Raw genomic sequence first — 18,266 nt, 5'->3', positions numbered from 1 at the left:
TCGGTTGCGGCGCGGGGAGGTCAGGAGACCTCCGCGCTCTTTTCGGGCTCGAGCTCGGCGTTCAGTTCGCCTTGGTGCGTCGGCTCGCCGTGGTCGCGCTTGAACGGCGTCGGCCGCTTCGGCGGCTTGACCGGGGCGAACTTCTTGGTCGGCGCGTCCAGGTGGTCCGGGACGCTGACCTTGCCGGGTTCCGGCAGGGGCGCGGCAGGAGGCTTGGCCGGCGCCGGCGGCGGGGCGACCGGCCGGACCGGCGCGATCCGCCGTGTCGGCGGCTCCACGACCGCGACGCGCTCGGCGATGCGGGCGGCCAGTTCGTCGATGCGGTCCTCGTGCTCGACGACCGAAACGCGGTGTTCCGAGGGTGCCGGTTTCGCGCGGCCGCGCAGTGCCGTGTGCAGGCCGTCCCAGAGCGTGCCGTCGGACTTGTCGCGCGGGTCCGGGTCGACCAGCACCACCCCGACGATCGGGATCCGCTGGTCGGCGAGCTGCCGCGCGACCGTGTGCAGCCACAGCGTGTTCGCGTGCCCGGCCTTGACGACCAGCACGGTCTCCTGGCCGAGGTGCTCCAGGTCCGTCCACGCGGTGCCCGGGGACACCGAGCCGACGCCGATCCGGCGCTCCCCCGGATCTCCGGCGGGCGCGTCGGAGGAGATCACGGTGACGTCGTGGATCTCGCCGACGAGCGTGCCGACGGCCGCGCCCGGCAGGTCGTCGATGACGCTCACCTCGCCGTCCGCCGCCAGCTCACGGGCGATGTCGATGGCCAGCGCGGCCGCGACCTGGGGCGCGCCGAGCTCCAGCAGCGAGATCTCGCGAAGGTCCTTCTTGATCGCGCGGACCAGCGTCGTGGCGACGCGCTTGCGTTCGGTGACCGCGCGCGAGCGCCGCCAGAACTTCGCCGGGCCCCGGCGCTTCGACGCGAGCTGGGCGATCACGGACGCGCCGAGGTGCGTGGAGATCTCGCGACGCAGCACCGGCCGGTCGCGCGAGACCGCGCCGACCGCGGCGAACGCGAGCCCGAGGGCCAGGCCCAGCGCGAAGCCGATGCCGGCGTTGGTCCCGAACGTCTTGAGGAGCGCCTTCGGCAGCGCGCGGGGCGCGTCGACGATCTGGGTGCCCGCGGCGACCTGCGGGCTGCCGATGCCGGCCTGCTGCGCGCGGGAGTCGAAGTCGGAGATCTGCGACGCGAGCGCCGCGCGGCGGCCGTACATGCCCTCGAGGGTGCTGGCGTTGGCGTTGCGGCCCTTGCCGGTCTCGTCGGCGATCTGCTGGTCGACCTTGGCCAGCTCGTCCTGGGCGTTCTTCCGCTGGTCGAGGATGGCCTTGGACTCCGCGGCCGCGGCGGCCTGGCTGCGCTGGACGTGGTCGGCGATGAACGTGTCGGCCAGCGCCTGCGCCTGCGCCACGGCCTCTTCGTTGCTCTTCGCCTTGACGGTGATCTGCATGACGTTGTTCGTCAGGCCCAGCCCGGAGTAGTTCTTCATGAACTCTTCGGGCGCTTCGGTGCTGTTGAGCTTCTTCAGCGCGCCTTCGGCGATCTGGGTCGTCTGCAGCACCGCGACGTCGGTGCGCATCAGCGTGCCGGCGTCGGTCGGCGAGTCGTCCTGGTGGACCACGATCACCTTGGTGACCGCGGTCGGTGGCGTGGGGAGCACGAAACCCACCAGCGCCCCGGCGATCAGCCCGAGCAAGGCGGCCGCCAGCCAGAACCGCTTGCGGCGGCGGATCGTGACGAAGATGCGATGGAGGTCGATCAGGGGTGCGGCCTGGGTTTCCGTCGTAGTCGTCACGCCGAACCTGCCAAGGCTTTCTCAGGGGCTTCCGCCGCGGGTTCGGTCATCGGCTCCAGCGGCCGGACGGGATGGGTGAGGACCGCGCCGATGATCTCCTGGCCGGCCTCGGCGCAGGCCTCGGCGAGCGCGACGAGCTCCCAGGCGGTGCGCGTGCCGGAGCCGAGCACCAGCACGACGCCGGTGTCGTGGCCCGCGTCCGGCACCGTCGGCCGCGCGGCCGTGAACTCGAAGACCCGCAGCGGCAAGGACTGCCGATCGGCGAGCTCGGCGAGCTGCGAAGCGGCCAGCCGGCCCGTCTCGTCGTCGTCGGCCACCAGCAGCAGGACGTCGGCGGGTCCGGTGGCCAGCCGGGTCAGCACCCGGCGGTAGCGGATACCGCGGTTGGCCTCGTCGGCCGAGGTCTCGATCGGCGGCAGCACCCACGGCTGGTCGCCGCCGAGCAGCCGCCGGACCTTGCCGTAGAGGCCGGTCGCCGGGAGGCGGTCACCCTGCGGCGTCGTGACGTCGACGCCGGCGAGGATCGGCGAGCCGAGCGCGGACGCGATCTCCGGCTCACCTCGCAGCCGCCGGTCGGCGCGCGCGGCGAACAGGTGGCCGAACACGCCGGCGAGGAAGAACAGGACCGCGCCCCCGGCGACGAGCTGCACCATCGTCGGGGCGGCCGGCCCGGTCGGGCGCTCGGACGACCCGAGCACCACGGTGTTGCCGATGCCGGTCGCGAGGTCGGCCTGGTTGAGGTCGTTGATGGCCTGCTCCAGCGACGTGCGCAGGCCTTCGAGCTGCGTGCGGACCTGGACGCTCTCGACGGTCAGGTCCCCGCCGACCGTCTTGGCGAGGTCGCTGATCTTCTGCGTGGTCAGCTGGACCTGCTGGCGCAGCGTCTCGCGCTGCTCCTGGGCCAGCTGCACCGACGCGTCCGCGGAGTTGCTGGCCAGCTGGCCGGAGTACTTGACGAACTGCTGCGCGACCTGGTCGGCGAGCTGCTGGGCGTGCTCGGCGGTGTCGGCCGAGACGGTGACCGTCACGACGTTGCCGTTCGCCACGGACGCCGTGACCTGCTTCTTCAGGTCGGCGCCGCTCGGGTGCCACGGCAGCACGGCCGCGGCGCGGTCGAGGACGACCGAGCTGGTCGCGACCTCGGCCTGGGTGAGCAGTTCGTCCGCCTGACGCGGTCCCTGGAGCAGCACGCTCGAGGAGGTCTGGTAGCCGGGCGAGAAGAGCACCGACGCGCCGGCACCGACCGCCGCGCCCAGTACGGCGAGGGCGGCCAGCAGCCGCCAGCGCCGGCGGAGGACCTGCCCGATCAGGGCCAGGCGCACCGTGTCGTCAGTCAACGGCGGTATCTCCATTCCTGAGACGGGTACGCCGAACGGGTTCACATGATCGGCCGGTTACCCGATCCGTCGTCGAGCCGCGAGCTTTGGTTACAAGTCCGGTGACTTCTTGACCTAACGGCGATCAAGACCTCACGGCGTGTTCATACGCCGCGAGCAAGTTCTTCGCCGAGTTCTCCCAAGACAGCGCGCCGGCCACCCTGGCCTGCCCGAGCTTGCCCATCCGGACCCGCTCTTCCGGGTCGTCGAGCAGCTGCGAGACGAGCTTCGCGAACGCCGACTCGTCGTTCGCCGGGGCGTAGACCGCCGCGTCGCCAGCCGAAACGCGAGCTTCGCGCAGTTCGAACGAGACGATCGGCTTGCTCATCGCCATGTACTCCATGACCTTGTTCATCGTGGAGACGTCGTTGAGCGGGTTGAGCGGGTCCGGCGACAGGCAGACGTCGGCGGCGGAGAGGTAGCGGACCAGGTCCTCGTCCGGGATCCGGCCGGTGAACTCGACCTGGTTGGCCAGCCCGAGCTTCGCCGAGAGCGCCACCATGTCGTCGAAGGCGTCGCCGGAGCCGACGAACACCGCGTGCCAGTCGGTGCGCCCGATCTCGTCCCGCAGCTTCGCGAGCGCGCGCAGGGCGTAGTCGACGCCGTCCTGCGGGCCCATCACGCCGAGGTAGGCCAGCAGGTGCGGCTTGCCCTTCTTCAGCTCGGGCTCGACGGGGACCTCGTGGAACCGCTCGACGACCGGGGCGCTGCGCACCACGAAGACGTCCTCGGGACGCTTGCCGCCGCGGATCCGGGCGACCTGCTTGTAGCTCTCGTTCGTCGAGATCACGACGTCGGCGGCGCGGTAGGTGGCGCGTTCGAGCGCGCAGACCCCGCGGTAGAGGAGGTCCTGCCCGCGGTCGAACCGCGAGAGGTACAGCTCCGGGCAGAGGTCGTGCTGGTCGAAGATGAACTTCGCGCCTTGCCGCTTCAGCACCTTCGCGACCAGGTACAGCAGGTCCGGCGGGTTGCAGGCGTGCACGACGTCGACCGGGCCGATCTTGCGCGCCAGCCGCAGCGTGTGCCACAGCGCGGTGCCGTACTCCTGCAGGTAGCCGGCGGGCCCGCCGGTCGCCGCCTTCAGCGGGTACCGGTGGATGTGGACGCCGTCGACGACGGCTTCGGCCTCGGTGTCGCGTTTCGTGCCCTGCGGGCAGATCACGTGGACTTCCCAGCCGGCGTCGCGCAGGGTCGTGGACTCCTGCCAGACCCGCCGGTCGAAGGGGACGGAGAGGTTTTCGACGAGGATGAGCGCTTTACCAGGCAAGGCCGGCGTATCCCTCTTCAAGGCGACGCTCGGCGGCGTCGGGCAGGCGGACGAGGTCGACGATCGCCCGGTCGCCGCCGTGCGGCAGGGCCGCCAGGACGTCCGGGTCCTTGGTGCCGACGAGCAGGACGTCGGCGTGGTCCATGACTTCTTCGACGGACCCGGCGAGCAGCTGGCCGAGGTGCGGCAGCCGGCCCTCGATGTACTCGCGGTTGGCGCCCATCAGCCGCGAGAGGCTGACGTTGGCGTCGTAGATCTTGAGGTCGAAGCCCTTGCCGAGCAGCTTCTCGGCCAGCTCGACCAGCGGGGACTCGCGCAGGTCGTCGGTGCCCGGCTTGAACGACAGCCCGAACAGCCCGACCTTGCGCTTGCCGGTGCGCGCGACCAGGTCGAACGCGCGCTGCAGGTGGTCCGCGTTCGACGCGAGCACGTGCGACAGGATCGGCACGCTGACGTCGGCGCGGTGCGCGGCGTGGACCAGCCCGCGCAGGTCCTTCGGCAGGCAGGAGCCGCCGAACGCGAACCCGGGCCGGAGGTAGGCCGGGCTGATGTTGAGCTTGGTGTCGGCGAGGAAGACGTCGATCACCTGGTGCGAGTCGAGGCCGAGCGCCCGGCAGACCGCGCCGAGCTCGTTGGCGAACCCGATCTTCAGACCGTGGAAGGAGTTGTCGGCGTACTTCGTCATCTCCGCCACCGGGATCGGCACGCGGAAGACGGGGCCGGGCAGGCCCTCGTACAGCGCCGCGACGGCGTCGCCGCTGGCCGCGTCGATCTCGCCGATCACGGTCTTCGGCGGGTCGAAGAAGTCGCGGACGCTGGTGCCCTCGCGCAGGAACTCGGGGTTCACCGCGACGCCGAAGTCGACGCCGGCGGTGCGGCCCGAGGACTTCTCCAGGATCGGGACCAGCAGGTCCAGGCAGGTGCCCGGCAGCATCGTGCTGCGGAACACGACGGTGTGCCGCTCGCTCTTCTTCGCGATCGCCTCGCCGATCTCCTCGGCGACGCGCTCGAGGTAGACGGTCGAAAGGCTGCCGTTCGGCGCCGACGGCGTACCGACGCAGACCAGCGAGATCTCGCTGCCGGCGACGGCTTCCGCGACGTCGGTCGTGGCTCTCAGCGCGCCACTCGCGACGACTTCGGCGGTCAGCTCGCCGATCCGCTCCTCGACCACCGGGGCCTTGCCCTGGGTGATGAGGTCGATCTTGACCGGGTTGACGTCCACGCCGACCACCCGGTGCCCCTGCCCCGCCAGGCACGCGGCGGAGACACAACCGACGTAACCGAGCCCGAAGACACTGATCTCCACGCCAAAACCTCCGCTATTCCGCGCGACCCTCAAGTTGGTCGGCGGGCGCCCCTGGATCGTTACCGCGAGGACGGCGAACGGGGTAAAGCGTGAGACGGCCGTTAGGCGTAACGGTTTTCGCGTAAAAATCGGATCTCGAATTGCAGGTTGCACGTGGGTGATCAACCCGGTGGACGCGGTTTCGGTCAGCGAGTCCCGAAAAGGCGTTTCCGTTCCGGGGTGTAGGTCCACCACGGCCGGGGCGGGGCGCCGTCGGCTTGGTCGACCGCGGACATGAACGTGTCGAGCACGCAGGGGTCGTGCCGGACCCCGTCGGTCTCGCAGAGGCGTTCGTACAGCTCGACCGGGTCGCGCCCGGCCAGCTGCCCGGGCTCCGTGATGCCGAGCCGGCCGAGGTCGCGGACCATCGCCGGGCCGATGTTCGCCAGTTTCCGCAGTTCCTTGCTCATGCCCCCAGCACAGCAGCCGGGGCCGACCCGGTCTTGAACGGATCGGCCCCGGAATGCGTGGGTCAGTTGTTGTTCACGAAGGTGGCGGCCAGGCTCTCGCCCTTGCTCACCGCGTTGCCGTGGTTCTCGATCGGCGAGACCGTCGAGTTCTTGAAGCAGATGTACGTCACACCGGAGTCGGTGCCGCCGTTCGACGGGTCGGGGTTGATCCCGAGGTCCTTCGCGGTCGCGTAGGAGGCTTCACCGATGATCTGCGACGGCCCGGTGTCGCCGATGACCGCGTACTCGACCTTGCCGTTGTAGATCACGGCGCAGGAGCCGCCGCCCTTCAGCTGCGACGACGAGTACTTCCAGATGCTGCTCGAGCTCGGCACGACGATGTAGGGCAGCTTCGCGGCGTTGAGCGGCTTGCCGTCGGACTGGTGGAACGCCGTGTCGTCCTGGTAGCAGCAGTCGGTGTCCTCGTTGCACTGCGTGGAGCGCTGGCCATCGCAGTCGATGTCCATGTCGGCCTTCCAGAAGACCGCGCCGTTGGCGTCGCAGACGGCGACCGTCTTGCCGGAGACGTCCTCGTCGGTCTTGTACTTGCCGTTGGAGATCTGGGTGCAACTGTTCGTCTTGGCGAGCAGCTGGGCCGCGGTCGGGGCGGCCGCGGTGGTGGCGGGTGCCGCCGCCGGGGCTGCCGGGGCTGCCGACGCGAGAGCCGAAGGCAGCACGGCGGCGGCGAGCGCCATGGTCGCGAGCAGGATCAGTTTCCGCATTCCTGGTGCTCCCTTTAGTTAGGAAACTTTCCTTACGGCGGCGAGGCGACCAGGATGCACCCGGGCGAGGACTGGTACAAGACCCGGCGGTGCGGGAATTTCCCATCAGGCGGGCCGGATTGACGAAAAGGCTGCTCACCGGAGGTGGGCGCGGAGAAGCGGTCCGAACAGTGTGTCGGCCACCGGGAAAGAGCCGGCCACGACGAACCCGACTTAACGGTCACCCCGGCGGAACAGCCGGCCCACCCAGGTCCGGCGACGGCGTCCGTCCGCGAGTACGCCGTCCAGCCAGTCGTCGTCGAGGTCGTGCCTCAGCTCCGTGCGCGCCTGCAGCCACCCGTCCCGGCTCGCCGCGCCGCCGTCGCTCGTGTAGACGCGGGTCGCGCCGGCCTGCTTCAGCCGCGTCAGCACCTGCCGGTCGTACGCGCCGAACGGCAGCGAAAACCGCCGCACCGGGTGGCCGCACAGGTCACCGAGGAGCTTCGGCGCTTCCGTCAGCTCGCGGCGGGCGTGCCGGTCGTCGAGGCGGCGCCAGTCGCGCGGCTCCCAGCCGTGCGAGCCGATCTCCATCCCGGCGCGAGCGAGCGCGCGGACGCCGTCGCGGTCGAGGTAGCCACGCTGGCCGAGGCGGCCGGCGAGCGGGAAGAACTCCGCCGTCAGCCCGCGGTCGACCAGCCGTGGCAGGGCGATCTCGACGTCGGACTCGTTGCCGTCGTCGAAGGTGAGGTGGACGTCGTCGCGCTCGGCGACGGTCTCCAGCACGTGCTCGAACTGCTCGACCGTCACCCAGCGCTCGTCCTCGCCGGGGTCGAGCTGACGAGCGGGCCGCCCGATCCCGTGCAGGGCAAGGTTCACCGTCACCGTTTCCACCGCCTGCCACCGCGAGTAGTCGATTTGTTACTTCGATTAATCGCGATGGCAAACGGGTGAGTTACAGGTTTCGGCGAAATTCATCCCTTCCGGATTTCCAGGGTGCAGCACTTCGGACCACCGCCGGCTTTCCGCAGCTCGGAGATGTCGACATAGACGGGCTCGTACCCCCGATCGGCGAGGAGTTCACCCAGCCGAGTGGCCTCGACGGGCAGGACGACGTTGCGTCCGTCGGAAACGCCGTTCAGGCCGAAGCACTCCGCGTCTTCCTTCGTCGCGAGCACGGCGTCCGGGAACAGCCGCTCCAGCACGCGGCGCGAACCGGCCGAGAACGCCTCCGGGTAGTAGACGATCTGCGCGCGCGTCGTGTCCGTCGACTCGGCGAGCACGAACAGCGCCGTGTCGAGGTGGTAGTAGCGCGGGTCGACCAGGTGCAGCGAGACGACCGGGACGCCGAGGACCTCCTGGGCTTCGGCGTGCGCGGCCGGGTCGGTGCGGAAGCCGGTGCCGGCCAGCAGCAGGGTGCCGGTCCAGGCGAAGTCGCCCTCGGCCTCGTTGATCTTCTCCGGCATGGTGATGTCGCGGTAGCCGTGCTCGACGAACCAGCGGCGGAAGTGCTCGGCCTCGGCAGCGCGCTGCGGCGCGCGGAACCGCGAGCCGAGCACGCGGCCGTCGATGACCGTGCCGGAGTTCGCGGCGAAGACCATGTCGGGCAGGCCGGGCTGGGCGTCGATCTCCTGGACGGTGTGGCCGAGGCGGCGGTAGGTGTCGCGCAGCTCGGTCCACTGCGCGACGGCGACGTCGGCGCTGACCGGCTGGGTCGGGTCCATCCAGGGGTTGATCACGTAGTCCACCGCGAAGTGACGCGGGGGGCACATCAGGTATCGACGGGTGGTCGGTACGCGCATTGGCGATGATCCCTGCATGATTGCAGGGTAAGGTGCGCCTAATCTCGCAATCAATCGCTGTTCGCTGCGCGTATCTGTGCTAAGTGTTGCGTGTGAACACCATCGACCAGCGAATCGTTTCGTGCCTCGTGGCGAACGCGCGCTCCAGCTACGCGGAGATCGGCAAGGTGGTCGGCCTGTCCGCCCCGGCGGTCAAGCGAAGGGTCGACCGGCTCCTCGAAACGGGCATCCTCCGCGGGTTCACGGCGGTGGTCGACCCGGAGGCGCTGGGCTGGGGCACAGAGGCGTTCGTCGAGGTCACGTGCCAGGGCAACATCACACCGGCCCGCATTCGGGCGCGCTTGGAGCCGTTGCCGGAGGTGGTGGCGGCATACACGGTGTCAGGAGCGGCGGACGCGATCGTCCACCTCCGGGCGGCGGACATCCATCACCTGGAGACGGCACTGGAGCGGCTGCGCGGGCTGGAGATCGTAGACCGGACGGTATCGACGGTGGTGCTTTCGAGGCTGCTGGAGCGGCCGCCGACGCCGGAGGAGTGAGCCCGGGGCGCGCCTCCGGCCCCCGTCTTCCAGCCTATCGGCGGGCACCGACGGTTTCGGCTGGTTCTGGCTGGGTGCGCGTGGTCTGTACACAGGTTGCGGCGACTGTGCACAGGTCCGCGGTACGTGCGGATACGTCCGTGGCGCTCGCGCACAAGTCCGTGGCACCCTGCGCCCACGTCCGGGGCATCTGTATACAAACCCGCGGCACCTGTGCACACGCCCGTGGACCCGCACATGAGTCAGCAGCACCTGTGCACAAGCCGGCCGGACCTGTGGACAGCTTCTCGATACCTGTGCACAGACCCGCGTCGCCTGTGGACAGATCCGCGCCCCCGAGCGTCGGGCCAGCGAAACTGTCGGCCGTCCTCGCTACCGTGGAAACCGGGGGGCCGGAGGCCCACCCTCAACCGGCGAGCGCCCGCAGGACCAGCGGGGCCTCGTCCGGGTGCAGCCGCAGCTCCGTGCGGCCGCCCGCCGCGTGGAACGTCACCGCCTGCCGGTCCACCGCCTGCATCGTCAGCTCGCCCGGGTCGAACACCGCCGGTTCGCCACCCAGCGGGAGCCAGCGCACCGGGCCGTCGCCCACCGCCAGCCTGCCTCGGCGCTCGCGGCCGTCCGTCAGCTCCTCGTCGCGCAGCACGCACGGGATCTCGACCAGCGAGCCGCACTCCAACGCCGAGGCCCGCGCCCGGCGGCGGCGACCGCCGAACAGCTCGGGCAGGTCCAGCACCGTCAGCGCGTTGCCCACCAGCACCACGATCCCCCGGATCAGCACTCCGGCCAGTTCCCCCATGCCCCCACTAATACCCTGGCCGGATGACCGACAGCATCATCAGCGAGCACACCGATGGCGTCGCGCTGCTGACCGTCGACGCGCCCGGCAGCCGCAACGCGCTCACCCTCGAGCTCTCCGCCCAGCTCGTGGCCGCCGTCGAGGCCGCGGAGCGGGACGAGTCCGTCCACGCCGTCGTCGTCACCGGCACTCCACCCGCCTTCTGCGCCGGTGCCGACCTCTCCGCGCTCGGCCAAGCCGACGAGGCCGGCCTGCGTGCCATCTACGAAGGCTTCCTCGCCGTCGCGCGCTGCACGCTGCCGACCATCGCCGCGGTGGGGGGTGCCGCGGTCGGCGCCGGGCTGAACCTCGCGCTGGCCGCCGACGTCCGCCTCGCCGGGCCGCGCGCGAAGTTCGTCGCCCGGTTCCTCGAGCTCGGGCTGCACCCCGGCGGCGGGATGACCTGGATGACGCAGCGGCTGGCCGGCCCCCAGCAGGCCGCCGCGATGACGTTGTTCGGGCAGCCGCTCGACGCCGAAGCGGCCGTGCGCGCCGGGCTGGCGCTCAAGGTGGTCGAAGGCGATCTCATCGCCGCCGCGAAAGAGCTCGCCGCCCCCGCCGTCGCCGCGCCGCGTGAAGCCCTGCTGGCCACCAAGCGCAGCCTCCGGACGACCGCGTCGCTGGCCGCGCACGCCGACGCAGTCGACGTCGAGATCGAGCCGCAGCTCGCGTCGCTCGCTTCGCCGGAGTTCGCCGAGCGGCTCGAGGCCATGCGGGCCCGGATTCGTTCCCACTCTTGATCCCACCAGGTGGACACCCCTAGGCGAGACCCGAGTCACAGCGAGGACAGGGGTTTACCCGTTACCATCGGTCACACATATTTGTCGGACCAGCACAGAAGAGCCGATAGCGCAGCATTGAGGTCGAACCGGACGGTGGGAGTCTAGGAACATCGTGGTCGAGCGCGAGCTAACCTCGTGGTAGGGCCTGGTGATCCGCCTGTCACGACACCGGGCAGGTGACCGATGGCCACACGTCGGGAGAGAGGGAATCCCTGACCCATGAGCACGAGTGCGAACGGCAACGGCGCTGGTCACGGCTCGCTCGCCGCGACCAGGCACACCGAGGTCAGCAAGCTCGACCGGGTCGTCATCCGGTTCGCGGGCGACTCGGGTGACGGCATGCAGCTGACCGGCGACCGCTTCACGTCGGAGGCTGCCGCGTTCGGCAACGACCTGTCGACGATGCCGAACTTCCCCGCCGAGATCAGGGCTCCGCAGGGCACGATCCCCGGCGTCTCCTCGTTCCAGGTGCACTTCGCCGACTACGACATCCTCACCCCCGGCGACCGCCCGGACGTGCTGGTGGCGATGAACCCGGCCGCGCTCAAGGCGAACGTCGCCGACGTCCCGCACGGCGGGACGATCATCCTCAACACCGACGACTTCATCAAGCGCAACCTGACCAAGGTCGGCTACGCGACCGACCCGCTCGACGACGACACGCTCGCGGCCTACCAGGTCCACCGGGTCGCCATGTCGACGCTGACCCAGGGCGCGCTCGCCGACACCGGCCTCGGCAAGAAGGACGCCGAGCGCTGCAAGAACATGTTCGCCCTCGGCCTGCTGTCGTGGATGTACCACCGGCCCACCGAGGGCACCGAACGCTTCCTGCGCGAGAAGTTCGCGAAGAAGCCGGACATCGCCGAGGCGAACATCCTCGCCTTCCGCGCCGGCTGGAACTACGGCGAGACCACCGAGTCGTTCGCGACGACGTTCGAGGTCGCCCCGGCGAAGCTCGCCCAGGGCACCTACCGGCAGATCACCGGCAACACCGCGCTGGCGTACGGCATCGTGGCGGCCGGCCAGCAGTCCGGGCTGCAGATCCTGCTCGGCACGTACCCGATCACCCCGGCGTCGGACATCCTCCACGAGCTGTCCAAGCACAAGCACTTCGGCATCCTCACGTTCCAGGCCGAGGACGAGATCGCCGGCATCGGCGCCGCGCTCGGCGCGTCCTACGGCGGCGCGCTCGGCGTCACCTCGACGTCCGGCCCGGGTGTCGCGCTGAAGTCCGAGACCATCGGCCTCGGCGTGATGATGGAGCTGCCGCTGGTCGTCATCGACGTCCAGCGCGGTGGCCCGTCCACCGGCCTGCCGACCAAGACCGAGCAGGCCGACCTGCTGCAGGCGATGTTCGGCCGCAACGGCGAGTCGCCGGTGCCGATCGTCGCGCCGCTGTCCCCCGCGGACTGCTTCGACGCGGCCGTCGAGGCCACCCGGATCGCGCTGAAGTACCGCACCCCGGTGCTGCTGCTCTCCGACGGCGCGATCGCCAACGGCTCCGAGCCGTGGCTGATCCCGGACGTCGAGACGCTGCCCGACCTGCGCGTCGAGTTCGCGTCCGAGCCGAACGCCGACAACGACTCCGGCGAGTTCTGGCCCTACGTGCGCGACCCCGAGACGCTCGCCCGAGCGTGGGCGATCCCGGGCACGCCGGGGCTGCAGCACCGCATCGGCGGGCTGGAGAAGGCCGACAAGACCGGCCACATCTCCTACGACCCGGACAACCACGACAAGATGGTCCGCCTGCGGCAGGCGAAGATCGACGGCATCGACGTCCCCGACCTGGTCGTCGACGACCCGTCCGGCGGCAAGGCGCGGGTGCTGGCGCTGGGCTGGGGCTCGTCCTACGGCCCGATCGGGGCCGCGTGCCGCCGGGTGCGCAAGCTGGGCATGCCGATCGCGCAGGCGCACTTGCGCAACCTCAACCCGCTGCCGGCCAACCTCGGCGACATCCTGCGCAGCTACGACAAGGTCGTGGTGCCGGAGATGAACCTGGGCCAGCTGTCGCTGCTGCTGCGCGCGAAGTACCTGGTGGACGTCCATTCGCACACGAAGGTCGCCGGGATGGCGTTCAAGGCCGAAGAGCTGCAGAACCTGTTCTCGGAGATCATCACCGGCGTTACTACGGAGGCGGCGAAATGACCACCGCCGACGCTCTCTTTACCGCGGAGGCGGCATGACTACTGTCGACATCGGGCTCCCCACTCTCGGCGGCCTGGACCTTGTGCCCACCACCGAAGAGCCGCAGAAGGCCAAGGACTACAAGTCCGACCAGGAAGTCCGCTGGTGCCCGGGCTGTGGCGACTACGTCGTGCTGAACGCGGTCCAGTCCTTCCTGCCCACGCTCGGCCTCAAGCGCGAGAACATCGTGTTCGTCTCGGGCATCGGCTGCTCGTCGCGCTTCCCGTACTACCTCAACACCTACGGCATGCACTCGATCCACGGCCGCGCGCCGTCGATCGCGACCGGCTTGGCCACCACGCGGCCGGACCTGTCGGTGTGGGTCGTCACCGGTGACGGCGACGCGCTGTCCATCGGCGGCAACCACCTGATCCACGCGCTGCGCCGCAACGTGAACATCAAGATCCTGCTGTTCAACAACCGGATCTACGGCCTGACCAAGGGCCAGTACTCCCCGACGTCGGGCCAGGGCATGGTCACGAAGTCGACGCCGATGGGGTCGGTGGACACGCCGTTCAACCCGCTCTCGCTGGCGATCGGCGCGGAGGCGTCGTTCGTGGGCCGGGCCATGGACTCCGACCGCAAGGGCCTCACCGAGGTCCTGCAGGCCGCGGCCGAGCACCGCGGATCGGCGCTGGTGGAGATCTACCAGAACTGCCCGATCTTCAACGACGGCGCGTTCGACGTCCTCAAGGACGCCGACGAGGCCGCAGCCCGGCTGATCCCGCTGCGCGCCGGCGAGCCGATCCGCTTCGGCCCCAACCAGGAGTTCGGCGTCAAGCGCGGCGAGTGGGGCGGCTTGGACGTCGCGAAGGTCGCGGACATCGGCGAGGACAACGTCGTGGTGCACGACCCGTCGATCTTCGACACGTCGTACGCGTTCGCGTTGTCGCGCCTCGGCGACCAGAGCCTCAACCACGTCCCGACGGGCATCCTCCGCCAGGTCGAGCGCCCGACGTACGACGACGGCGCGCGCGCCCAGGTCGACCAGGCCCGCGCGGCCCGCACGCCCGACCTGCAGGGGCTGCTGCGCGGCAAGGACACCTGGACGGTCGCGTAACCGCTTTCGTCCGTGAAGGCCTCCTTACCGGCTCAAGGTGCCGGCAAGGAGGCCTTCACGGCTTTTCGGGGTTGCCAGGGTTAGGACACTTGTCCTAAGTTTTGGGTCATGCGACCTTTCGTGTTCTTCGACGTCCGGACGTCCGATGTGGACGGCAGCAGGCGGTTCTTCGGCGAGCTGCTGGGCTGGCAGACGTCCGGCCCGCTGCTGACCGCCGACGGCAAGCCCTGGGGCGGCCTGACCGAGCTGGCCCCGGACGACGACCGCGCGCCGCAGTGGCTGCCCTACGCGCCGGTGTCCGATGTGGACGCCGCGGCGGCGAAAGCCGTTGAGCTGGGCGGAAAGGTCGTGCGGGAGCGCACGGACCTGCCGGTCGGCTCCCTGGTGGTCGTGACCGATCCCGGCGGCGCGGCCATGGTTCTGTTCCAGGCGGCCTGAAACGCCGTGAGGGGCACCTTCAGGAACTCTGAGTCCCTGAAGGTGCCCCTCACGGCAGTCGAACTCAGCTGAGCGGCCGGAACCCGACCCGCTCGGCGTCCTCGGCGGTCCGGAACCACACCTCGGCCACCATCTTCGGGTACTGCGCCGAATCGTCGGTGCAGTACCGCAACGCCGTCACGCTCGCCTTGACCTCGAACCCGTCACCCGGCCGCCCGCCACCGGGGCGCGGCATCGCCGAGCCGGGGCCGAACGGGCCGGGCGGGACCGCGTCCTCGGCTGCCTCCCGCGCGGGCGGAGGCTCCGGCGCCGCAAGCGCCGTCTGGTTCGGCTGCACCGACGGCTCGAACAGCGAACCGCTGTGGGCGCCGGACAGGTCAGTCTCGCGTCGCTCGACGGTGCGCATCGACGGCTCGATCGGCTGCGGCGCATCGAATCCGCCGCGCAGCGCCTCCCGCGGCTGCCGCTTCGGCAGCACCTGCGTCGACTCGGCCGGAGTCTCGGGCGGCACGTCCAGCTCGCCGTTGGCCCCGGCGTCCTCACCGGCGAACGCGTACTGCGGCGCCTCCTCCGGCTCGGCCTCTTCGACCTCTTCGGACTGTTCGCCGCCGACCGCCAAGTAGCGCGTGCGCTCCATCGGCTCTTCGAACGCCGACCGCTCGGAGGGCGGCTCGTGGTCGAACCAGTCCGGCGCCGGCGCGTGCGTCTCCTCCGCCGGCGGCTGGAACAGCGAGCCCGCGGGGTCCGGGTCGAGCTTCTGCTCGAGTCGCGAGAGCGCCGGCGAGACCGGCTCGGCGTCGAGCTCCTCGTCCGGGACCAGGTACTCCGTCGCGGGGGCCCGGTACGGGTCCTCCGGTTCCGGCTCGTCGACCGGCGTCATGAACTGCGTCGCCGCCGACTGGTACGGGTCGTCCCTCTCGGGCTCCGGCCGGTACGCGTTCTCGGGTTCCGGCTCCGGCCGGTACGCGTTCTCCGGTTCCGGCTCCGGCCGGTACGCGTCGTCGGCTGCCGGCGGCGTCCGCGACGGCACCTGCGAGTCCAGCTCGGCGAAGTCCTGGTCGATGTCGTCGTGGACTTCGCCGCGGTGGATCGGCGGCGCGGCGACCAGCGTGCCCGGGTACGACGTCTCCTGCCGCGTCGGCGGCAGCTCGGGCCGCCGCTCCGCCCGGGCGTAGATCTCGGTGCCCGGCGCGGCCAGCCCCGCGGCGTTCGCGGGAGTGCGCGCGGCGTCGGCGTGGGCCTGCGCCAGCGAACTCTCCAGCTTGCGCACGCTCTTGCGGAGCGGCAGCACCAGCACCAGCCAGGTGAGGAGAACTCCGACGAAGAACGCGGCGAGGCTCCACAGCCAAACCTGTCCGAATATGGACATCTATCCCTGCCCCTGTTTAGTGCGTGCGCGCGACCAGGTAGTCGGCGACCGACTCGCACGCGTCCCGGGCGGGTGACGCGGGCAACGCGGCAAGCTCGGCTCGCGCGCGCTGAGCGTAGTCGGAAAGGGTGACGCGTGCGCGTTCGAGTCCGCTACTCGCCCGCAGCAGCTCCAGGGCCTCCTGGACGACGGCATCTTCGGCGATCGGGCCGGAAAGCAGCTCGGTCAGCCGCGGATCCGTGTCCGGGTCGGCCAGCGCGTACAGCATGGGCAGCGTCCGGACGCCTTCGCGCAGGTCGGTGCCCTGTGCCTTGCCGAGCTCGTCGGACGGCGAGGCGATGTCGATGATGTCGTCGGAGATCTGGAACGCGGTCCCGATGATGTCGCCGAACCGGCGCAGCGCCTGGATGTGCTCCTCGGCGGCGCCGGACATCATGCCGCCGAAGCGACCGGACGTGGCGATCAGCGAGCCGGTCTTCTGCGCGATCACCGTGAGGTAGTGCGCGACGGCGTCGTCACCCGGCCCGGGGCCGACGGTCTCGCGCATCTGGCCGGTGACCAGCTCGCCGAAGGTCTCGGCGATGATCCGCGCCGCGTCCGTGCCGAGGTCGGCGACCAGGCGCGAAGCGTGCGCGAAGAGGAAGTCGCCGGTGAGGATGGCGATGGTGTTGTCCCAGCGCGCGTTGACGCTCTCGGCGCCGCGGCGCATGTCCGCCTCGTCCATGACGTCGTCGTGGTAAAGCGTGGCGAGGTGCACCAGCTCGACCGCGGCGGCGGCGATCACGACGTGGTCGTCCTGCTTCGGCCCGAACTGCGAGGACAGCAGGGTGAACAGCGGACGGAAGCGTTTGCCCCCGGCCTCGACCAGGTGCAACGCGGCGTCGTTGACGGCCTGGACGTCACTGCGGACGACCTCGCGCAGCAGCTTCTCGACGTCGGCCAGCCCGGTAGCGATCGCGCGCAGCAAGGTTTCGTCGGCGATCTGCAGGCCGACCGACGCGCGCAGGTCCTCGAGGGCGCCACCCGGCGCAGCGGGGAGGGATCCCGCCCCGGGGGCTGGGGAAGGCACAGACACGTCGGCTCCGCTCTACTCGTGCACCGGTCGGGTTATGCCTTGAGCGTAGTGGCTACCCCGCGCGCTCGTTTACCCGCTGTCCTGCGGAAACGGTGACGAACATGACACCTCAGCGGCGCTTGATCCGGATGTCGTCCATGCAGGTCGAGCTGACGGTGAGGTCGCGGTAGGGATAGCCCTCGCGCTCCAGCAGCTCCATGGCCATCAGCTCGGCCTGGTCGTGGGCCTGCCGGGTGGCGTCGTCACCGGGAGCGACATCGAGCGCGACGCGGAAGCTGAAGCCGCCGAGGTGATGACTGTAGGTGAACGTGCCGGTCTCGGTGAAGAGCTGGCCGGGTTCTTCGAGGGCGCTCAGGAGCTTCTCGCGGGTGGCCTGGGTGGGCCGGTCGAACTTGCCCCGGACGAGGACGCGGTAGGTCGGCATGGACGTCAATATACAGAGCTGTATCCGAATACCGACGGGATTATCCACCGGGTGGTTCATGATCCACGAAGGGGTGATCAGCGGTTTCGGGCGCAACGGACGTCTCCGGCGGGCGGATATTCAGCTTCGAGGAAGAGCGTCGCTCTCCCCGGTCGTCAAGGAGGACGCGACATGCGCAACACCATCGCGAGGCGGGCGGCGCTCGCCGGGACAGTGCTGGTGGCGGGACTCACCATGGCCGCGGCGCCGGCGCAGGCGGCACCGCAACCGGGCGTGGCCCAGATCGGCTCGGCCGACTTCACCAAGGGTGAGACGGCGATCAAGGTGCCGGTCCAGGGCAAGTGCTCGCTCGACGGCCCGAAGAGCGCAACGGCCCAGAAGGTGACGAAGACGGGCATCACCTTCGGCGGCGGCACATCGTCCTGCACGACGACGGTGACGGACCCGAAGACGGACGCCACAGCAACGGCTTCGACGGCGACGGGCAAGAACTTCGAGCTGTCCGCTCTCGTCAGTGCGGGTGGTCCGCGCATCAAGCTGTCGACGTTCTCGGTGAAGTGCACGGCGACCCAGAAGCAGACGAGCTCGAACTGGAGCTACGGCGGCATGTCGGGCATCCCGAACCCGCCGAACCCGGTCCCGGTGGGCTACGTGTCGCCGATCAAGAAGTCCAACGGAACGGTGCTGGCGAACGCGGTGTTCAACATCCAGAACCTCCCGGGCGACGGCAGCATCGGCTTGACGATGCTGCGCATCAACTTCCTCCCGGCATCGGGAATCAGCGGCCAGGTGGTGCTGGGCCACACATCCTGCTCACCGACCCCGTAGGGACA

18 protein-coding genes are annotated in these 18,266 nt (G+C 70.2%); 6 read left to right on the top strand and 12 right to left on the bottom strand.

Annotation, left to right across the window (positions count from 1 at the left end; genetic code table 11):
• Positions 1-20 precede the first annotated feature (20 nt).
• The 8 genes from AB0C38_RS31335 to ddaH form a co-directional block, all read right to left on the bottom strand.
• Positions 21-1,790: a Wzz/FepE/Etk N-terminal domain-containing protein gene (locus AB0C38_RS31335; protein ID WP_360680381.1), complete on the bottom strand. Its 1,770-nt coding sequence runs from the start codon at positions 1,788-1,790 to the stop codon at positions 21-23.
• Positions 1,787-3,142, bottom strand: coding sequence for an exopolysaccharide biosynthesis protein (locus AB0C38_RS31330; protein ID WP_360680378.1), 1,356 nt, complete (start codon positions 3,140-3,142; stop codon positions 1,787-1,789). Before AB0C38_RS31330 ends, AB0C38_RS31335 begins: the two co-directional genes overlap by 4 nt.
• Before the next feature lie 109 nt (positions 3,143-3,251).
• Complete coding sequence (locus AB0C38_RS31325) at positions 3,252-4,433, bottom strand: glycosyltransferase family 4 protein (RefSeq protein WP_360680376.1); 1,182 nt, start codon at positions 4,431-4,433, stop codon at positions 3,252-3,254.
• Positions 4,423-5,739: a nucleotide sugar dehydrogenase gene (locus AB0C38_RS31320; protein WP_360680373.1), complete on the bottom strand. Its 1,317-nt coding sequence runs from the start codon at positions 5,737-5,739 to the stop codon at positions 4,423-4,425. Before AB0C38_RS31320 ends, AB0C38_RS31325 begins: the two co-directional genes overlap by 11 nt.
• A 185-nt stretch (positions 5,740-5,924) precedes the next feature.
• On the bottom strand, positions 5,925-6,188 hold the full coding sequence (locus AB0C38_RS31315; protein WP_360680370.1) for a helix-hairpin-helix domain-containing protein: 264 nt from the start codon (positions 6,186-6,188) through the stop codon (positions 5,925-5,927).
• A gap of 62 nt (positions 6,189-6,250) precedes the next feature.
• Positions 6,251-6,949, bottom strand: a complete 699-nt coding sequence (locus AB0C38_RS31310) for a glycoside hydrolase family 75 protein (protein ID WP_360680367.1) — start codon at positions 6,947-6,949, stop codon at positions 6,251-6,253.
• A 213-nt stretch (positions 6,950-7,162) separates the two neighbouring features.
• On the bottom strand, positions 7,163-7,819 hold the full coding sequence (locus tag AB0C38_RS31305; RefSeq protein ID WP_360680364.1) for a polysaccharide deacetylase family protein: 657 nt from the start codon (positions 7,817-7,819) through the stop codon (positions 7,163-7,165).
• Positions 7,820-7,899: 80 nt separating this feature from the next.
• Positions 7,900-8,745, bottom strand: a complete 846-nt coding sequence (gene ddaH / locus AB0C38_RS31300) for a dimethylargininase (protein ID WP_360680361.1) — start codon at positions 8,743-8,745, stop codon at positions 7,900-7,902.
• 74 nt (positions 8,746-8,819) lie between these two features.
• On the opposite strand from ddaH, the gene AB0C38_RS31295 reads away from it, so the two are divergent.
• Positions 8,820-9,266 (top strand): Lrp/AsnC family transcriptional regulator, encoded by a 447-nt coding sequence (locus tag AB0C38_RS31295; protein ID WP_026468878.1) that lies wholly within the window; start codon positions 8,820-8,822, stop codon positions 9,264-9,266.
• A gap of 406 nt (positions 9,267-9,672) precedes the next feature.
• Here the strand turns inward: AB0C38_RS31295 and AB0C38_RS31290 are convergent, their stop codons facing one another.
• Complete coding sequence (locus AB0C38_RS31290; protein WP_360680357.1) at positions 9,673-10,062, bottom strand: hypothetical protein; 390 nt, start codon at positions 10,060-10,062, stop codon at positions 9,673-9,675.
• 23 nt (positions 10,063-10,085) lie between these two features.
• Here AB0C38_RS31290 and AB0C38_RS31285 point away from each other — a divergent pair, with 23 nt between their 5' ends.
• The 4 genes from AB0C38_RS31285 (at position 10,086) to AB0C38_RS31270 (ending at position 14,565) form a co-directional block, all read left to right on the top strand.
• Positions 10,086-10,841, top strand: coding sequence for an enoyl-CoA hydratase (locus AB0C38_RS31285; protein WP_360680354.1), 756 nt, complete (start codon positions 10,086-10,088; stop codon positions 10,839-10,841).
• Positions 10,842-11,102: 261 nt separating this feature from the next.
• Positions 11,103-13,028, top strand: coding sequence for a 2-oxoacid:acceptor oxidoreductase subunit alpha (locus tag AB0C38_RS31280; RefSeq protein ID WP_360680352.1), 1,926 nt, complete (start codon positions 11,103-11,105; stop codon positions 13,026-13,028).
• Between the two features lie 34 nt (positions 13,029-13,062).
• Positions 13,063-14,127, top strand: a complete 1,065-nt coding sequence (locus AB0C38_RS31275; protein WP_360680349.1) for a 2-oxoacid:ferredoxin oxidoreductase subunit beta — start codon at positions 13,063-13,065, stop codon at positions 14,125-14,127.
• A 108-nt stretch (positions 14,128-14,235) separates the two neighbouring features.
• Complete coding sequence (locus tag AB0C38_RS31270) at positions 14,236-14,565, top strand: VOC family protein (protein WP_360680346.1); 330 nt, start codon at positions 14,236-14,238, stop codon at positions 14,563-14,565.
• Between the two features lie 64 nt (positions 14,566-14,629).
• Here AB0C38_RS31270 and AB0C38_RS31265 read toward each other — a convergent pair whose 3' ends face one another.
• The 3 genes from AB0C38_RS31265 to AB0C38_RS31255 all read right to left on the bottom strand — a co-directional run bounded on the left by AB0C38_RS31265 (position 14,630) and on the right by AB0C38_RS31255 (position 17,433).
• Positions 14,630-15,934 (bottom strand): hypothetical protein, encoded by a 1,305-nt coding sequence (locus AB0C38_RS31265; RefSeq protein ID WP_360680343.1) that lies wholly within the window; start codon positions 15,932-15,934, stop codon positions 14,630-14,632.
• A 16-nt stretch (positions 15,935-15,950) separates the two neighbouring features.
• Positions 15,951-17,003: a polyprenyl synthetase family protein gene (locus AB0C38_RS31260; protein ID WP_360680457.1), complete on the bottom strand. Its 1,053-nt coding sequence runs from the start codon at positions 17,001-17,003 to the stop codon at positions 15,951-15,953.
• Positions 17,004-17,118: 115 nt separating this feature from the next.
• Positions 17,119-17,433: a DUF6204 family protein gene (locus AB0C38_RS31255; protein ID WP_360680340.1), complete on the bottom strand. Its 315-nt coding sequence runs from the start codon at positions 17,431-17,433 to the stop codon at positions 17,119-17,121.
• A gap of 171 nt (positions 17,434-17,604) precedes the next feature.
• Here AB0C38_RS31255 and AB0C38_RS31250 point away from each other — a divergent pair, with 171 nt between their 5' ends.
• The gene (locus tag AB0C38_RS31250; protein ID WP_360680337.1) at positions 17,605-18,261 is read left to right on the top strand and encodes a hypothetical protein; all 657 of its coding nucleotides are present in this window, start codon (positions 17,605-17,607) and stop codon (positions 18,259-18,261) included.
• The last annotated feature ends 5 nt before the right edge of the window (positions 18,262-18,266 follow it).

Source organism: Amycolatopsis sp. NPDC048633 (genome assembly GCF_040650695.1).
Lineage (GTDB): Bacteria > Actinomycetota > Actinomycetes > Mycobacteriales > Pseudonocardiaceae > Amycolatopsis.
The sequence above is the reverse complement of the archived record's forward strand: the minus strand, read 5'-3'. Positions and strand labels throughout refer to the sequence as shown.